Source organism: Streptomyces sp. So13.3, from assembly GCF_005860785.2.
Taxonomy (GTDB): Bacteria; Actinomycetota; Actinomycetes; order Streptomycetales; family Streptomycetaceae; genus Actinacidiphila; species Actinacidiphila fildesensis.
The window spans coordinates 6,102,391-6,119,596 of sequence record NZ_CP048835.1 but is presented as its reverse complement, the minus strand read 5'-3'; the positions used below and the strand labels follow the sequence as shown (position 1 = coordinate 6,119,596).

Genomic DNA, 17,206 nt, shown 5'->3' with positions numbered 1-17,206 from the left:
CGTGGTCGGGTCTGGCGTGCACACCTTCGCACCGGCCCATCCGGGCTCCACCGGGGAGGAACTGATGTCGGCACCAACCCGCAAGAGGCGATGGCTCACGATCTGCGCCATCACCGCGACAGCCGCGCTCATCGCGGTACCCGCCGGAGCCGCACCCGGCCACGGCAGCCCCAGACCGCACTCCGTCACCAGCACCCTCGCACGTGCCGCCACGGCCGCCACCGACGGCGACGAGGGCGGTGAGGCCGACGAGATAGCCGAGGGTGCGGATCAGTTCGCCGAGGCCCGCACCTCCCCCGGCGTCATCCAGCCCAGCGCGTACGGTGCCGCCTGGGCGGCCCTCAACGCCCTCCCGAACACGGGCGGGACCTGGCGGCACGACACCGGTCTCGTCTACAACGCCGACGATCCGCGCTACCGCGACATCGACTCCAACTCCAGTGGCGGCGCCGGCAACGTCACCGGCCGCACCGCGGCCCTGGTCGCCGACAACGCCGGCTATGTCTACGAGGGCAGTGCGGGCGGCGGGGTGTGGAGATCCCGTACCGGCGGCGGCAACTGGCAGGCCATCAGCGACGCCCTGCCCGCCCAGGCCACCGGGGCACTCGCGCTGGACAGCGCGGGCAGGCTCTGGCTGGGCACCGGCGAGGCGACGACCAACGCGGACGCCTACCTCGGCAGCGGTGTGTACCTGCTGTCCGATCCGCGGCACGGCACGTTCTCGGCGTACAGCCGGGTCGGCGGCAAGGAACTGGACAACACCACCGTCCACACCCTGCGCTTCGGCGGCGACACGGTGTGGGCGTCGACGAGCCGCGGCGTGTGGAGCCACTCCGTCAGCCACACCGGCGGCCCCTGGAAACTGGAGTTCGCCCCCAATCCGGACTTCCTGCCCGGAGGTTCGCAGGCGAACGACCCGTCCGCGCCGTACAAGAACATCGCCAACGACGTCGCGATCGACCCGAAGCATCCCTCGCGGGTGGTCCTCGCCGTCGGCTGGCGCAGCGGCGACACGTACAACGGCTTCTACGCGAAGACCGGCGGGAGCTGGCAACGCGTCACGTCACTCGGCGATCTGCCGACCGCCGCGACCGACGTCGGCAACGTCACCTTCGCCCGCTCGGCCGACGGTTCGCGCTACTACGCCATCGACCAGTCCCCCGCTCAGCAGGCCGCCAATCCGGACAGCTCGCTGGCGGGGATCTACACCTCCAAGTCCGGCTCTCCGCTGGGTCCGTGGACCCGGATCGCGGACTATCCGACCCTCAGCGCCGCCGGATCGGCGCTGAACAGCAGTGGCTTCATGCCGGGCGTGCAGGCCTGGTACAACCAGTTTCTGCAGGTGGACCCCCACAACGCGGACCACCTCTACGCCGGTCTGGAAGAGGTCTTCGAGACGACGAACGCCGGTGCGACCTGGTCGGCCGTCGGACCGTACTGGAACTTCAACTTCCCCTGCTGGAGCATTGATCCGTCCCGGCAGACCGGCGCCTGCAGCCAGACCGTCCACCCGGACCAGCACGCGGCCGCCATCGGCAGCTACCACGGCAGAACGTACTTCTACGCGGGCAACGACGGTGGCGTCTACCGCCGCCCGGTGAACGGCGCGCAGGACTCGTCCGGTCATGCCACGGACTGGGCCTCGCTCAATGACGGCACCATCGACACCCTGCAGTACTACTCGGTGGGCATCGGCAAGGACCCGGCCTTCCGCGGGGTGGCGGTCAACGGCGGCCTGCAGGACAACGGGCAGTCCGTTCTGCGTCCGCACGACACCGTCATGGGCTCCAACTTCGGCGGCGACGGCGCCGACACGATCACCGACCCGGCCAACGGCTGCAACATCGCCCAGGAATACGTCTATCTGGCGGTTCAGGTCACCCAGAACTGTGCCGTGAACGACGGCTCATGGACCACCGACCCGACGAAGGCCACCTCGTACTCCGTCGCCCCGGCCGACAACGCCACCGGGGAGGCCCGCTTCATCGCCCCGCTCGCGGCGGACATCAGGAACAGCAACGCCTGGGTGGCCGGCGGCCGGCACGTCTGGACGCAGAGCCACGGCTACGCGATCCGCAGCTCCGGCGAGTGGACCAACGCCTTCGACCTCGGAGAGGGCCACACCGCCACCGCGGTGGCCGCTTCCGGCGGCAAGGTCTACGCGGCGTGGTGCGGCCCCTGCAACAACCAGGGTTTCACGCGCGGCATCGCCGTCGGCAACGCGGACGGCACCGGCTGGCACCAGATCGACCTCCCCGCGACCGGGGCGGACGGCACCGTACCCAACCGATACCTTTCCGGCTTCGCCATCGACCCGAGGAACGCCGACCACGTGTACCTCGCGGTCAATGGCTTCTCCCGGCACTGGACCGAAGGTCCCGGTGCCGGTGTCGGCCATGTCTTCGAGTCCACGGACGGCGGCACCACGTGGAAGGACATCTCGTCGAACATGCCCGACGTGCCGTCCGACTCCATCGTCGCCCTCCCGGGCGGCGGCCTGGTACTCGCGACCGACCTGGGCGTCATCTACCGGGCACCCGGCGGCACCGGCTGGAAGCGCGTGGGGCACCTTCCCGCCGTGGCCGTCCTGCAGATCAGGACGGGCCCCGACGGGCGCCTGTACGCGGCGACGCACGGCCGCGGCATCTTCTCGATCGATCTGAGGTGACGGTGCGGCCCGCGCATCCGACGGCGCGGCCGTCTCCACGGAAGTAACGGATGTCCTGGCCGGATCGCCGCGATCCGGCCAGGACATTTGTACTGCCGAAGCCTGGAGATCCAGCTCTGCCGAGCGCACCACCCTCCGCGCGAAGCTCTTCCTACCAGAAGTTCTCACGGAGGAGCCCGGACATGACGCAGGTCCAGCAGGTGCAGCAGGAGACGCGGACGCAGACGCAGAGCAAGGCCGCTGAGACCGAGCAGGAGTCCAACCCGCTGGTCACGATGCTGAAGCCGCTCGTCCTCGACATCGCCGTGCCGCTCGGTTCGTACTACCTGCTGCACAACGGCTTCGGCGTCGGCCTGGTCGCGTCGCTCATGCTGAGCAGCATCGTCCCCGCTGTCCGCACCGTCGTCGCGGCGGCCCGGGACCGGTCGTTCAACGGGCTCGCCGGCATCATGCTGGTGGTCAACCTGGTGGGAATCGTCCTCAGCTTCGTCACCGGCGACGCACGGCTGATGATCGTCAAGGACTCGGCGCTCAGCAGCGTGGTGGGGATCTCCGTACTGATCGCGGCCGCCACCGGGAAGCGGCTGATGTCGGTCGGCCTGAAGCCGTTCATGACGAAGGGCAAGGCCGCCAACATCCTCGCCTGGGACCGGCTGTCGGCCGGAAGCGCCCGCTTCCGGCGGGCGGAGCTGCTGTTCAGCACGATCTGGGGCGTCTCCATGCTGAGCGAGTGCGTCGCGCGGATCGTGCTGGCCTTCATCCTCCCGGTCTCCACCATGGTCTGGCTGTCGACCGTCCTGCTGATCGCGTCCGTCCTCCTCGCCGCGGTGGTCGGCGGCATCGCCACCAACCCGATCGAGCGGATGATCGCGGGCGAGGTGAAGGCGGCCGACGAAGGCGCCGCGTCGGAGGCGAGTGCCATGGCGACGGAGACCGTCGCGGCCTGACACACGTCGCTCCCCCTCTCGCCTCCGGAAGGAACTCCCCTGCGCGCCAAGGGCATCAACTACGACACGGGCTTCTCCCCCGCCGCCTCCCCCGGCCCGCGCCATGACCTCGATCCGGCCGCGTACGGCGTGGTCAGGATGCTGCCGTCGGGCCGTGGAACGGCCCATCCGGACCTGGCGTGGGAGCCGAAGGAGTCGTTCGCCGCGCTCGCCGCCGCGTACGGCCCGAAATCCGAGTGATACGTGCACGGATCTAGGCCCGGCCTCCATAACTGACGTACCGTCAGGGAATTCTCGACACCGAGGAGACCGAGGAGGAGGAGACGGCCGTGCCCCAACGCCCCGTTCCGCTGGACGAGTACCCCGTGCACCAGATCGCCCGATCCATGCGCCATGTCGCCAGCGGTGACCGCAACGCCTACGACCGGTCGATCTTCCAGGTCTTCGACCACGAGGGCCGGGCGCTGCTCATCACCGGCCTCGGCGTCTACCCGAACCTCGGCGTCACCGACGCCTACGCGACGCTGCTCCAGGGCGACCGGCTCATCGCCGTCAGAGCCTCGGACGCGCTCGGCGAGGACCGGATGCGGCAGCAGGTCGGACCGCTGCGGATCGAGGTCCAGGAACCGCTCAAACGGCTGCGGCTGGTGTGCGAACCGCAGGAACCGGACCCGGACGGCGCGGACCCGGACGGCGACGAGGCTTCGAGCCTCTCCTTCGACCTGGTCTGGGAGGCGGACTTCCCGGCCGTCGAGGAGCCGCACCACATCCAGTACACCGGCGACCGGCTCTTCCTCGAAGCCAACCGGTTCTGCCAGGCCGGCAGCTGCCACGGCGTGATCCGCGCCGGCGGCCAGGAGATCACCGTGGAACGCGGCCGCTTCACCGCCACCCGCGACCGCAGCTGGGGCGTCCGCCCCATCCCCGGCGAGGCGCCCGGCCGGGCCGCCGAGGAGTTCCGTGCCGAGGGCTTCCACTGGCTGTGGATCCCGATCCGCTTCGAGGACCGCTTCGTCATGGTGATCCTCCAGGAGGACGCCGACGGCTACCGCACCCTCGACAGCGCCGTCCTCGTACACCCCGCGGACGCCGGCCGCCCCGACGAGCAACTCGGGCGCGCCCACGTCGACATCACGTACCGCTCCGGCAGCCGGCACCCCGAGTCGGCCGTCATCCACCTCACCGGAGCCGACCGCAAGCCGATCGAGATCCACGTCGAACTGCTGGGCGGCAGCCCGCTCGCGGTCGGCGCCGGCTACCCGCCGGCCGACGACTGGCAGCACGGCGAGTGGAAGGGCCGCGGCTGGCTGGACCGCCGCACGTACGACCTGGCGGACCCGGCGGGCCTGGGCCTGGCGGCGTACGGCGTCATCGACCACGCGGCCCGCTTCACCTGGGACGGCGCCACCGGCTACGGCATCTTCGAGCACGGCAGCTTCGGGCGGCACGACCCGAGCGGGTTCACCGGCTTCGACTCGGTGGCGCCGTAACCCTGTCAGCCCACGGCTCGTAGCCCTTTGGAGCAGCCCCGCGTACTCCCCGCCGATTCCGGCAAGGAATGGGGAGTAGCCGAAGCCCTGTCCGGCAAGGCCCGCAAGGAGGACCCGTGTCGAGCCCGACCCCACCCCCCGCACCGCACATGACCACCAGCACCCGCGATCCCCAGCTCCTCCGGCAGCGGCTCGACGCCTGGCTGCACGCCCGCGAACCCGGCGCGCACACCCGCACCTTCCACGTCCCGTCCTCCAACGGCATGTCCAGCGAGACCGTTCTGTTCGACCTCGCGGTGCCGCACCGGGCCGGCACCGCCCGCCAGCAGCTGCGCCCCTGCGTCCTGCGGCTGGCCGCGGACCCCGACGCGTACGCGGCCTTCCCCGTGTACGACATGGAGCGCCAGTACCGCACCATCCAGGCCGTCGCCCAGCACAGCAAGACCCCGCTCCCGGCCCTGCTGTGGCTGGAGACCGACCCGGACCCGCTCGGCGCGCCGTTCTTCGTCATGGAACGCGTCGAGGGCCGCGTACCGCCCGACGTCATGCCGTACACCTACGGCGACAATTGGCTCTACGAAGCCGAACCCGCCGACCGCGAGCACCTCCAGCGCTCCACCGTCGACGTCCTGGCCGAGCTGCACACCGTCCCGGTGGAACCGGTCGCGTTCCTGGCCGGGCCCTCCGGCGACGCCCTGCGCGACCATGTGACGGCCCAACGCGAGTACTACCACTGGGTCGTCGACGGCCGCCCCCGCTCCCCGCTCATCGAGCGCGCCTTCGACCGGCTCGACGAACTGTGGCCGGACGACCCCGGCCCCACCGTCCTGAGCTGGGGCGACGCCCGCATCGGCAACATCCTCTACGCGGGCTTCGACCCTGTCGCCGTCCTCGACTGGGAGATGGCCGCCCTCGGCCCCCGTGAGCTCGACCTCGGCTGGATGATCTACCTCCACCGCTTCTTCCAGGACCTGACGGAACAGACCGGCTACCCGGGCCTCCCCGGCTTCATGACCCGCGACGCCATCGCCGACCGCTACCGCGACGCCACCGGCCACACCCCCCGCGACCTGGACTTCCACACCCTGTACGCGGCCCTCCGGCACGCCAACGTCATGCTCCGCATCGGCTACCGCCAGATCCACTTCGGCGAACGCCCCCTCCCCAGCGACCCGGACGACCTGATCATGCACCGCACCTCCCTGGAGGCGATGATCGAGAACCGCTACTGGTGACGGTCACGGGGGCCCGTCCGGCCGGGCCCCCGCGACCCGCTCGCCGGCAGTGACATGAACGTGACGTATTAGGCACAGACCCTCCCTCGATCCCCCCGCGTGACTTGGGTAACGTCGTACGTCCTACGTACGGGGACCACGGGGACGTACAGCGAGCTGACCCGACGGTGCCCACCCACCGACCGGGAGCCCTTCACTTTTATGCGAGCCCCCACAGCGCTCACCGCCGCCGCCCTCGCGACGGCGACCGCCCTGCTGCTCACCGCCTGCGGCGGGGGCGGATCCGACGGCACGTCCGACACGATCGACGGCGTCCCGACGACCGCACCGTCCACCGCCGCGACCACTGCCGCGCCGACCGCCGCCCCGTTGACGATCGACCCGAGCCTGGCACTACCCGCCGACCTGAAGCTGAATTTCGACTGGCCGAGGCCGTCGGACCACACGCAGGCGGTCGCATTGGCCGCCACGGCGAACTTCATGCAGTCACTGGTGCACGGAGTCGTGAAGCAGAGCGTGACGAAGAGCGGCCTGGCCAATTACGCGACGGACAGCGCGCTCGTGTACGGCAAGAGCTATGTCCAGCGCCATGTGGACGCCAAGAGCACGCTCACCGGCACCGACCACTACTACCGTCCCGTCATCAAGGTCGCGGCCAACAAGACTTCCGCCGAGGTCACCTTCTGCAACAACCAGGCCAAGCTGTACAGCAAGGCGATCCCGACCGGAAAGGTCGCCGTCACCCCGGAGAACAATGAGAGCTACAGGTTCTACGACATCGTCCTGATCAAGTTCAGGCCCAACGTCGATCTGTGGCAGGCGGCATCCATCGAAGTGAAGGAGAGTGCCCTGCAGTGCAAGCAATAGGTGGCTCGATACCGCTGCGCCGGGCGCTGGCCCTCGCTGCCGTCACCGTCGTTTCCGCGGCGGGAACGAGCTACGCCAACGACACGATTCCCATTCCGCCGAAGACACATGTGTCGGGTGGCAACGACACCCGCAACCTCAACGCCGCCGCCGGATACTCGGTGGTTCCCGTGACACCCGGCGCCACCGACCCCGGCCGCAAGCGGATCGCCTCGGTCGATACGTCCTGGACGCCGCCGCCTTGCTGGTTCGGGCCCAAGTACAGCGCCCAGCAGTTCAAGGACGAGTACACCAAGAGCTACAAGGAGCAGTCCCCCAACGTCCACGGCAGCTTCTCCACCGCCATGGGCATGGACCTCGCGCACTACCAGGACGGCTACGACTACCCCGGCGTCAAGGGCTACAAGGACTTCAACATCGAGCAGGAGGGCAAGGGCCAGTGGTGGGCCGTGTCCACCAACCCCGCCGCCAGCGCGTTCGACCAGATGTCGTGCAACGACCAGAATCCGCTGTGGGTGCCGAACGGCGAGCGGCCGCCGGGCGCGACGAGGCACGTCATCACCCCGGAGATGCTCTCCAAACTCGCCTTCGCGAGCACGCGTCTCCCGGGCGTGACCATCACCATGAGCCCGACGACAACGCAGACGGTCAACCTGCCGACGTGGGTGTGGCTGCGGGAGAAGTACACGCCGGTGAAGGTCCGCGCGTCCGTGAACCTCGGCGGCGGCCAGGAGATCTGGGCGGAGACCACCGCGCAGGCGAGCAGTGTGCGGATCGAGCCCGGTACGTCCGATGCCACCGTGTTCCCCGCTTCGGGTGAGTGCCCGATCGCCCCGGACGGCAAGGTGGGCGCCGCGTACGCCAGGGGAGCGACCGGCAATCCGCCCTGCGGCGTCACGTATCTCCGTTCGACGGAGCACTCCGGGGCGTACCAGCTCAATGTCACCGCGACGTGGAAGGTCAGTTGGGTCGGCTCCGACGGCGGTGTGCCGACCGGGCTGCCCAACGGCGTCATCAACGAGCCGAAGGCCGTCACCGTCCGCGAGATCCAGAGCGTCGTCCGCTGATCGTCCGCCCCGCCGCCACCCACCGCCGTGCCGCAACCGCAAGCAGACCTATCCGCCTGTATGGGATCATCCGCGCATTGGGAACGACGGGTGGGAGATCCATGAGCAACGTACGGGTGCGGCGGGACGCGGTGGTGGGTGTCGCGTTGGTCATCGCGCTGGGGGCGGCGGGGTGCGGGGGCGGGGACTCGAAGGCCGCGGACGACAAGCCCGCGGCTACGGCCTCCGTGACAGGCAGCACGCCGCCGCTTGCGGCGCCGGCGCGCTGCCCGGGTCGCTGACCGGGCAGAAGCTGAGCTGGCGGCGGTGCCCGGCGCCGAGTGTGGCGCAGGGCACGGACGGCAAGGCGCCCGGGAGCGAATGGCAGTGCTCGACGCTCAAGGCGCCGCTGGACTACGCGAAGCCGGACGGGCCGACCATCGGTCTCGCGATGATCCGCGCCAAGGCCACCGGCAGCGGCCGGATCGGGTCGCTGGTGTTCAACTTCGGCGGCCCCGGCGGGTCGGGCGTGGCCGCGCTGCCGTCGTTCGGGAAGGACTACGAGAAGCTGCGGTCGCGCTACGACCTGGTGAGCTTCGATCCGCGCGGCGTCGGCGAGAGCCAGGGCGTGAAGTGCCTGGACGACCGGGCCACGGACGTCTCGCGGCAGATCGACGGGACCCCGGACACACCCGACGAGGTACAGGCGCAGCAGGCAGATCTGCGGAAGCTGGTCGCGGCCTGCGTGCAGAACTCGGGCGACGTGCTGCCGCACGTCGACACGATCAGTGCCGCCCGCGACATGGATCTGATGCGCCAGGTGCTGGGTGACAAACAGTTGCACTACTTCGGCATCTCATACGGCACGGAGCTCGGCGGCGTCTACGCCCATCTGTTCCCGGGCACGGTGGGCCGCGCGGTCCTCGACGGGGTGGTCGACCCGACGCTCGACCCGGAGCAGGCCGGCATCGGCCAGGCGAAGGGCTTCCAGCTCGCGCTGGACAACTACCTGACGGACTGCGCGAAGAACACCGCCAACTGCCCGGCCGGCCGCAGCCGGCAGGCCGGCGACCAGTGGATCTCCGCGTTCCTGGCGAAGCTCGACGGGAAGCCGCTGCCGACCGACGACGGCCGCAAGGTCACCCAGACCATCGCGACGAACGGGATCGCCGCCACGCTGTACTCCAAGGACGACTGGAAGTACCTGACCATGGCGCTCAAGGAGGCCAAGGCGACGGGCAGCGGCAATCTGCTGCTCGCCTTCGCCGACTCGTTCGCCGGCCGGGACCAGAACGGCCGGTACAACAACCTGATGCCGGCCAACACGGCGGTCAACTGCGCCGACGCCAAGCAGCGTTACACCCAGGAGCAGGTGCGCGAGAAGCTGCCCGCGTTCCGTCAGGCCTCCGCCATCTTCGGCGAGTTCCTGGCCTGGAGCCTCCCGGCCTGCACCGGCTGGCCGGTACCGGGCAACTGGCAGACGCCTGACGTCAGCGCCCCGGGCGCGGCGCCGATGCTCGTCATCGGCAACACCGGCGACCCGGCCACGCCGTACGAGGGCGCCGGGAAGATGGCAGCCGGGCTCGGCCCGGACGTCGGGATCGAGATCACCTACAAGGGCGAGGGCCACGGCGCGTACAACAGCGGCAACACCTGCATGACGGAGACCGTCAACGCCTACCTGCTGGAGGGAACGGTCCCCGCGAAGGGCACGACCTGCTCCTGATCACGCATGTGAGGGCCCGCACACCGTTTCCGGTGTGCGGGCCCTCAACATATGCGCGACCAGCGATACCGCTAGTAGACCGGCTTGTGCGGCTCGACCGTGTGTACCCAGCCGATGACGCCGCCACCGACGTGCACCGCGTCCGAGAAGCCCGCGGACTTCAGGACGGCGAGGACTTCCGCGGAGCGGACGCCCGTCTTGCAGTGCAGGACGATGCGCTTGTCCTGGGGCAGGTTCTGCAGGGCGGTGCCCATCAGGAACTCGCCCTTGGGGATGAGCTTGGCGCCCGGGATGGAGACGATCTCGTACTCGTTCGGCTCGCGGACATCGATGATCTCGATGTTCTCGCCGTCGTCGATCCACTCCTTGAGCTGCTTCGGCGTGATCGTCGAACCCGCGGCGGCCTCCTGGGCCTCCTCGGAGACGACGCCGCAGAAGGCCTCGTAGTCGATCAGCTCGGTGACGGTCGGGTTCTCACCGCAGACCGCGCACTCCGGGTCCTTGCGGACCTTGACCTGGCGGTAGGTCATCTCCAGCGCGTCGTAGATCATCAGACGGCCGACCAGCGGGTCGCCGATACCGGCGAGCAGCTTGATCGCCTCGGTGACCTGGATCGACCCGATGGACGCGCAGAGCACGCCCAGCACGCCGCCCTCGGCGCAGGAGGGGACCATGCCGGGGGGCGGGGGCTCCGGGTAGAGGCAGCGGTAGCACGGGCCGTGCTCGCTCCAGAAGACGGACGCCTGCCCGTCGAAGCGGTAGATCGAGCCCCAGACGTAGGGCTTGTCCAGAAGCACGCACGCGTCGTTGACCAGGTAGCGGGTCGCGAAGTTGTCCGTGCCGTCGACGATCAGGTCGTACTGGGAGAAGATCTCCATGACGTTCTCGGCCTCGAGGCGCTCCTCGTGGAGAACGACATTCACGTACGGGTTGATGCCGAGGACGGAATCGCGCGCGGACTGGGCCTTGGAACGGCCGATGTCCGCCTGGCTGTGGATGATCTGGCGCTGCAGGTTCGACTCGTCGACCTCGTCGAACTCCACGATGCCGAGCGTGCCGACACCGGCGGCGGCCAGGTACATCAGGGCCGGCGAGCCGAGGCCGCCGGCGCCGACACACAGCACCTTGGCGTTCTTCAGCCGCTTCTGTCCGTCCATCCCCACATCGGGGATGATCAGGTGGCGCGAGTACCTGCGGACCTCGTCGACGGTGAGCTCGGCAGCCGGCTCGACCAGGGGTGGCAGCGACACGGGGACTCCGGATCGGTAGGCATACGGGTGTACGGGTGGTTCTCTCCGTAACACTGCCACGCCGGTCTTCATTCCGAGACACCCGGTCCGAGGAGCGAGACCGAAGGGGATCAGATACTGGGCGGCGGCTGCTTTCGTAACGTTCGCACCGATTCGTCCCAGTAGCCGGCCAGCCCCTCCCACGGGTCGGTGCCGTCCCGGTCGGTGCGGTCCGTGAAGCAGACGGTGGCGGCGCCCTGCCAGCGGGCGATCCGCATCGCCGTCACCAGATGCGACCGCGGCACTCCGTGGACGAGGTGCGCGAAGCGCTCCGGCGGGTACGCGGCCGTCCACTGCGGGGCCTCGGACCAGCGGTACCGGGTCCAGGGGCCGGAGAACGTCACCAGCTGGTCGGCGATCTCGGCGTACCCGGGATACGGATGCATGCCGTGCCCCAGCACGATGTGCCCGTCACCACCGTCGCCACTATCACTGTCAGCGCTGTCCCCGTCGTCCCCCGCCAGCAGTGCCCGCAGCGTCGTCGTCACCCGGCGGCACTCGTTCAGCGCGGAACGCTCCGTCGGCGCGCGGTCCAGGTAGAAGCCGTCCACCCGGTACCAGTCCAGGTAGTGGGAGGCGTCCGAGACGAGCGCGCCGAACGGCCGGGCGCCGAGCCCGGCGTCCAGATGACCGAGGACCGGCACCCCGCTCTCCCGGAGCCGCGCCACCGCCTCCGTGTACAGCGGGTCGGGCCGGGTGCCGGGGCCGCGCGCCACGTTCAGCACCACCCAGTGCAACGGGGTTCCCGGGCGGGCGAGTTCACCCCACTCGGCCGGTGCGACCAGCGGGTGCGCGTTCACCGGGACGCCGAAGCCGAGCCGGTCGGAACGGGCCTGGCCGCCCGCTCCCGGGCCGGCCCCGCCGGAGCGGTCGCGCAGCCCCGCACCCCAGAAGTGCGGCGGCGTCAGACGCGACATGCCGCCTCCATCCAGACGTCGGCCAGCGATTCCTCGAGGCCGATGCGGGGCCGCCAGCCCAGCCGGTCACGGGCCGTCCGCACATCCGCCTGCTGCCAGATGCCGCAGCCGTCGGGGTACGGGGGCGGGCCGGGCGCGACCTGCGGCTCGTCCAGCTCGTGGAGGGTGCCGTCGTAGCCCGCGACATGCGCGAGCCCGGCCGCCATGTCGCGCATCCGTACGGCCCGGCCGGAGCCGATGTTCACCAGGCCCTGCGCGGCCGACAGCGACGCCGCGTGCACCGCCCGCGAGACGTCACGGACGTCGATGAAGTCGCGCTGCACGGCGAGCCCGCCGAGCTTCAGCTCGCCGTCCCCGCTCTGCATCGCCCGGCGCAGCGCCTCGGCCACCCGCCCCAGCGGTGAACTCGTCGGCGTGCCGGGGCCGACCGGGCTGAACACCCGCAGCACCACCGCGTCGAGACCCGAGCCCAGCACCAGCTCGGACGCGGCGAGCTTGCTCACCCCGTACGGGCCGCCCGGCCGCGGCACCGCGTCCTCGGCGGTGGACGCGCCGACCGGCGAAGGACCGTATTCGGCGGCGCAGCCCACCTGGACCAGGCGCGCGCCGGTGCTGCTGCGCCGCATCGCCTCGCACACGGTCGCCACCGCCACCGTGTTGTGCCGGGTCAGGTCCCGGGCCCCGCCGCGGGTCGCGCCCGCGCAGTTGACGACGACGCCCGGGTGCACGGCGTCCAGGAACCGCGCCAGCGCTCCCGGCGCCCCGCTCGCCAGGTCGAACCGCACATCGGCGTCGTCGCTGCGCCCCAGCGCGGTCAGCTGTACGGCGGGGTCGGCGAGCAGCCGTTCGGCCACGTGCCGGCCCAGGAATCCATCGGCTCCAAGCAGCAGCACTCTCATCGGCCGACACCCCCCACCCGGTGTCCTTGCCGGTGCGCTGTCCCGCGCGGTGGGCGGAGCGAGGTCGTTCGGTGCGTGATCAACGTTTCTCCTGGTTGGTGTTGCGGAGGTCTGTCGTACGGGGGTGGGTGGCGGCGGGGGTGCCCGTGCGGGCACCGGTGCCGTGCGCCGAGGCCCGGGTGAGGGCGCGGAAGGCATGCACTACGAGGACTGTGGCGGCGCAGCCGCCGGCCAGGACGGGTATCGCCGCCGGGCCGAGCCACTCGACCGGGGCCGAGACGGCGGCCAGGCCCGGCACGTGGTGCAGTACGGCTGCGCCGAGCGCGGCTCCCTCGGCCGCGGCCGGCGCGCCGGTCCCCCACGCGGCCGCCCTCGTGAAGCCGTGCACCGCGAGCAGCCGGGCGGTGAACAGCAGCATCCCGAGGGCGCCCGCCCCGGCGACACCGGCGGGACCGGCCAGCGCGGCGGCGGCCCACAGGAGGGCGAGCAACACCGCGAGATACAGCACGAGGGTGCCGGCGAGCAGCGGGCGCACCCGGGCGGCGAACTCCCCGAGCCCGCGGCTCGGCGTGAGTTCGGCCCGCGCCCGCAGCGCGAACCGGTGGGCGCACCACGCGGCGGGCGCCAGGGTGAGGGCCAGCGCCACGAACGGGCCGCCGGCGGGCGGGTCGAACGGCGCGCCGAGCAGGCTCGTCAGCAGCGGACCGCCGCACAGCGCGAACGCCAGCAGCCACCCGCCCGAGAGCGCCCCGCCGGCGCTCGCGGTACGCAGCGGGCCGCGTCGCAGCGCCGCCCAGGTGGCCAGCGCGACGAGCAGGGCGATCACCGCGCCGACGGCGGGCGACCGCACCACGAACGCGGCCGCCGCGGCGCAGCCCGCGCCGGGCACCACATGCAGCAGCCCGACCCGTACCGGTCCGACCCGCGCCGCCACCCGCTGCCCGCCGGCCCGCTCCCCCGCGGCGCCGTGCGGGACGCGGGCGTACAACTCGTCCGCGAGCGAGAACACGTCCCGGTGCCGGAACCGTCCCGCCACCCGGTCGGTGACACCGTGCGCCTCCAGCCCTGCGGCGATCTCCAGCACATCCACCGCCCCGGCGCACAACTCCTCATGCCGGTGCATCACCCCACGCACCGGATCAGCAGGCCCCCGCCGCCGCGCCACCGAGGCCCTCCCGGCGGGTTCGGAGTCGCGATCCGGCAGGACACCATCCCGGGCGCCCGGACCCGCCGCCGAGGCGAGACCCCCGCCCTCACCGACCGGCAGGATCAGCTCGGGCTGCAACTCCGACAGCAGGACCCGGTCGTCCGCAGCCGCCTCCACCGGGCGGTACGAACCCCCGCCAACGACGGGCAACTCCGGCGCGTGCGACCCACCGGTATCCCGGCCACTCGGACCCGCCGCCGAGGCGGGAACCCCACCGCCACCGACCGGCAGAACCGGCCCCGGCCGCGCCCCCGAGAGCAACACCCGGTCGTCCGCAGCCGCCTCCGCCAGGCTGGGCCGCGCCCCCGAGAACAACACCCCGCCCTCCACAGCCGGCTCCGCCAGAGGCGTGCGGCCGTCCGTTCCCGGGCCGTAGCCCAGGGCCGCCACGACCCGCGCACGGATGTCGCCCGCCGCGTCGAGTCCGCGGCTGGGCGCCTCCATGAGCGGCTCCGCCCCGGAGGCGGCTTCGGCGGCGGCTTCGTGTTCCGGCCACGCGATGGTGTCGTCCGCGTTCACGCGGTCCGGGGCCGCGGCGGGATCCGCCTCGTCGGAAGGACCCACGCAGCCGCTCAGGCCCTCGGCTGCGGCTTCGGCCGTCGCGATGCCGTCCTCCTGCTCCGGCTCCGGTTCGCGCTCCGGCTCGGACTCCGGGGCCGGAGCCGGGTCACCGGCCCGACCGCCGGCCGGGCGGTCGACGCCGTCGGTGCCGTCGGTGCCGTCGGTGCCGTCGGTGCCGTCGGTGCCGTCGGTCAGGACCTCTTCCGCGGCGGTCGCGGAATCATCCACCGGGCCGGAGGCCGCCCGGCGGAAGGCCGGGGGGAGGAGGTCGGCGCCTGGGAAGGTCTCGTTGGGCGGGGTCGGGTCGGTGGGGACGTCGGAGAGGATGCGGGCGAGGAGGGCGGCCTGCGCGGAGCCTCCGGTGGCGGTCATGCGAGGTCACCTCCCGGGAACGGGAAGCCCGCGGGTTGCGGGCGGCGGGCCCAGGTGGGGGCGGGCAGCACGGGCGTGAGGCGGCCGGGGACATGGGCCTCGGCGGGCTCGGAGAACGGGCGCGGCACGCCGTCGGTGTCGAGCAGCGGCTCGCGGCGCACCGGACAGTGCGCGACGAGCTCCAGATAGATCTCGCGGAACGCGCCCACACACCGCTCGACGGTGAAGAGTTCGAGCGCCCGCTCACGCGCGGCGGCGCCGAGCCGGGCGGCGCGGTCGGGCTCGCGCAGCAGCGCGAGGCAGGCGTCGGCGAGCGCCTTGGGGTTGCGGGGCGGTACGACGAGACCCGTGCCGCCGATGACCTCGCGGACGGCGCCCACGTCGGTGGAGACCGTCGCGCGGCCGCAGAACATCGCCTCGACGAGGCTCAGCGGGAAGCCCTCGACGATGCTGGACAGCACGACGACGTCACCGGAGGCGTACGCGTCGGCGAGCTGTGGTGCGCCGGGTGAGCCGATCTCCTCGAAGGTGACGGGGCTCTCGCCGACCGTCACCGCGTCCTGGGCCTCGTCGGGGAAGAGCTGGGCGGCCAGCGTGCGGCAGCCCGCCAGGTAGGAGTCGACGCCGCCGCGGACATGCAGGATCCGGAGCCGTGCGCCCGGTTCCGCCGTGCGTATCGCGTCGAAGGCGTGCAGGAGCGCGATGAGGTCCTTGGCCGGGTCCGGGCGGCCGACCCAGGTGAGCGTGGGGTCGGTGTGCCCGCCCTGGACGTCCGCGCCGGCCGCTTCCGCGGCTTCGCCGGCGCGGGCGAAGCGGGCGGCCTCCATGCCCGGGTAGACGGTCCGCAGCCGGGAGCGGTCGGCGCCGCAGCGTTCCTGCCAGCGGCGGGCATGGGTGCTGCCCGGGGTGATCAGGGCCGCCTCGCGGTAGGACTCACCGGCGAGCAGCCGGTGGAACGCGGTGAGGAGCGCGCGGACTTCGGCGGAGAGGCCGGAGGCGCGGTGCGCGAGGAGCGCCTCGCGCAGCCGGACGCCGTACTCGGTGACCAGGAGCGGCGTTCCGAAGAACCGTTTGGCCAGCAGGCCGGGAAGGGTCGCGGGACCGCCGGAGACGGCGTGGCACAGATCGGCGGCGCCGAGCTCGTCCGGTTCGTACCAGGGCGCGGACAGCGGTCTCAAGGCGCGTTCCAGAAGTTCGGCGGCGGTGAGCAGGTCCGCCACGCCGACGGTGGCCAGCAGGGGTCGTACGCCGGGAGCGCGGCAGGCGTCCTCCAGGGCGCGCAGCGCGTGCTCGGACCGGAGCAACCCGGGCAGTCCGCCGTCCTCGTGGGCGAGTTCGGCCAGCCCGTACAGACCGGAGGCGAAACGGTCCGCCCGGGCACCTCCGTAGCCGTCGGCTCCCGCACCGGACACGCCGATGACGTCATCGGTGCAGCCCGCGGTGGATCCCTCGTCGCCGCCCGCCAGCGCGGCGGCCAGCTCCCGGTAGTGGTGCAGGAACCGGTGGCGGCGCGCCCGGCGGGCCGCCCGGCCGCGGCTGCCGTCGTCCTCCGGCGGCGCGCCCCACAGGCGCTCGCTGCGCACCCGCCGTACCTGCGACGGCAGTTCGACCCGTCCCCCGGCCTCCGTCCGCTCGGACCTGCTGAGCGCGTACACCTCGAATTCGTGGCCCGGAAGCCCGCGCACGAGCCGGTCGCACCAGGCGCCACCTTCACCTCGTGCGTACGGGTAGCCACCCTCGGTGAGCAACGCGATGCGCATGTGTACGCCCCCCTTCCTTCGCCGGTCCGCCGGATGCATGGCCGGGAGGGCGGATACGTCTGCCCGGCGCGACGACGGTATGCCGGTACGACAGTGGCGCGACGGACGGTTGTCCGCCGCGCCACCAGAAGGGGTGAACGGTCGTAACTTCTCGCACCACAACGCGTTGTCGTCGCTTAGGGTGCGCGGAACAACACACTCCACTCACCCTGTCCGCGACCG

12 protein-coding genes are annotated in these 17,206 nt (G+C 71.7%); 7 read left to right on the top strand and 5 right to left on the bottom strand.

From position 1 onward, the window contains the following. Positions 1-64 precede the first annotated feature (64 nt). The 7 genes from C8250_RS27695 to C8250_RS27670 all read left to right on the top strand — a co-directional run bounded on the left by C8250_RS27695 (position 65) and on the right by C8250_RS27670 (position 9,979). Positions 65-2,668, top strand: coding sequence for a glycosyl hydrolase (locus C8250_RS27695; RefSeq protein WP_138350967.1), 2,604 nt, complete (start codon positions 65-67; stop codon positions 2,666-2,668). A gap of 182 nt (positions 2,669-2,850) precedes the next feature. Beyond that, positions 2,851-3,615 carry a VC0807 family protein gene (locus tag C8250_RS27690; protein WP_232484653.1) on the top strand — a complete coding sequence of 255 codons (765 nt, stop codon included), beginning with the start codon at positions 2,851-2,853 and terminating at the stop codon, positions 3,613-3,615. Between the two features lie 329 nt (positions 3,616-3,944). Further along, the gene (locus tag C8250_RS27685; RefSeq protein WP_138350968.1) at positions 3,945-5,105 is read left to right on the top strand and encodes a hypothetical protein; all 1,161 of its coding nucleotides are present in this window, start codon (positions 3,945-3,947) and stop codon (positions 5,103-5,105) included. A gap of 149 nt (positions 5,106-5,254) precedes the next feature. Next, positions 5,255-6,340 carry a phosphotransferase family protein gene (locus C8250_RS27680; protein ID WP_138351084.1) on the top strand — a complete coding sequence of 362 codons (1,086 nt, stop codon included), beginning with the start codon at positions 5,255-5,257 and terminating at the stop codon, positions 6,338-6,340. A gap of 201 nt (positions 6,341-6,541) precedes the next feature. After that, entirely contained in the window at positions 6,542-7,207 is a 666-nt protein-coding gene (locus C8250_RS27675; protein WP_138350969.1) for a hypothetical protein, read from the top strand. Then, on the top strand, positions 7,195-8,274 hold the full coding sequence (locus C8250_RS43725) for a hypothetical protein (protein WP_138350970.1): 1,080 nt from the start codon (positions 7,195-7,197) through the stop codon (positions 8,272-8,274). Before C8250_RS27675 ends, C8250_RS43725 begins: the two co-directional genes overlap by 13 nt. 322 nt (positions 8,275-8,596) lie before the next feature. After that, the gene (locus C8250_RS27670; RefSeq protein ID WP_346268775.1) at positions 8,597-9,979 is read left to right on the top strand and encodes an alpha/beta hydrolase; all 1,383 of its coding nucleotides are present in this window, start codon (positions 8,597-8,599) and stop codon (positions 9,977-9,979) included. A gap of 71 nt (positions 9,980-10,050) precedes the next feature. On the opposite strand, the gene moeZ is transcribed toward C8250_RS27670, so the two are convergent. The 5 genes from moeZ to C8250_RS27645 all read right to left on the bottom strand — a co-directional run bounded on the left by moeZ (position 10,051) and on the right by C8250_RS27645 (position 16,984). Continuing rightward, positions 10,051-11,229 (bottom strand): adenylyltransferase/sulfurtransferase MoeZ, encoded by a 1,179-nt coding sequence (moeZ, locus tag C8250_RS27665; protein ID WP_138350972.1) that lies wholly within the window; start codon positions 11,227-11,229, stop codon positions 10,051-10,053. A 110-nt stretch (positions 11,230-11,339) separates the two neighbouring features. Further along, positions 11,340-12,185: a spherulation-specific family 4 protein gene (locus C8250_RS27660; RefSeq protein WP_138350973.1), complete on the bottom strand. Its 846-nt coding sequence runs from the start codon at positions 12,183-12,185 to the stop codon at positions 11,340-11,342. After that, entirely contained in the window at positions 12,173-13,084 is a 912-nt protein-coding gene (locus C8250_RS27655; protein ID WP_138350974.1) for an NAD(P)-dependent oxidoreductase, read from the bottom strand. The genes C8250_RS27660 and C8250_RS27655 overlap by 13 nt, the downstream gene beginning before the upstream one ends. A gap of 79 nt (positions 13,085-13,163) precedes the next feature. Further along, positions 13,164-15,224, bottom strand: a complete 2,061-nt coding sequence (locus tag C8250_RS27650) for a hypothetical protein (RefSeq protein ID WP_187145003.1) — start codon at positions 15,222-15,224, stop codon at positions 13,164-13,166. Then, entirely contained in the window at positions 15,221-16,984 is a 1,764-nt protein-coding gene (locus C8250_RS27645) for a DUF3492 domain-containing protein (protein ID WP_138350975.1), read from the bottom strand. The genes C8250_RS27650 and C8250_RS27645 overlap by 4 nt, the downstream gene beginning before the upstream one ends. Positions 16,985-17,206 lie beyond the last annotated feature (222 nt).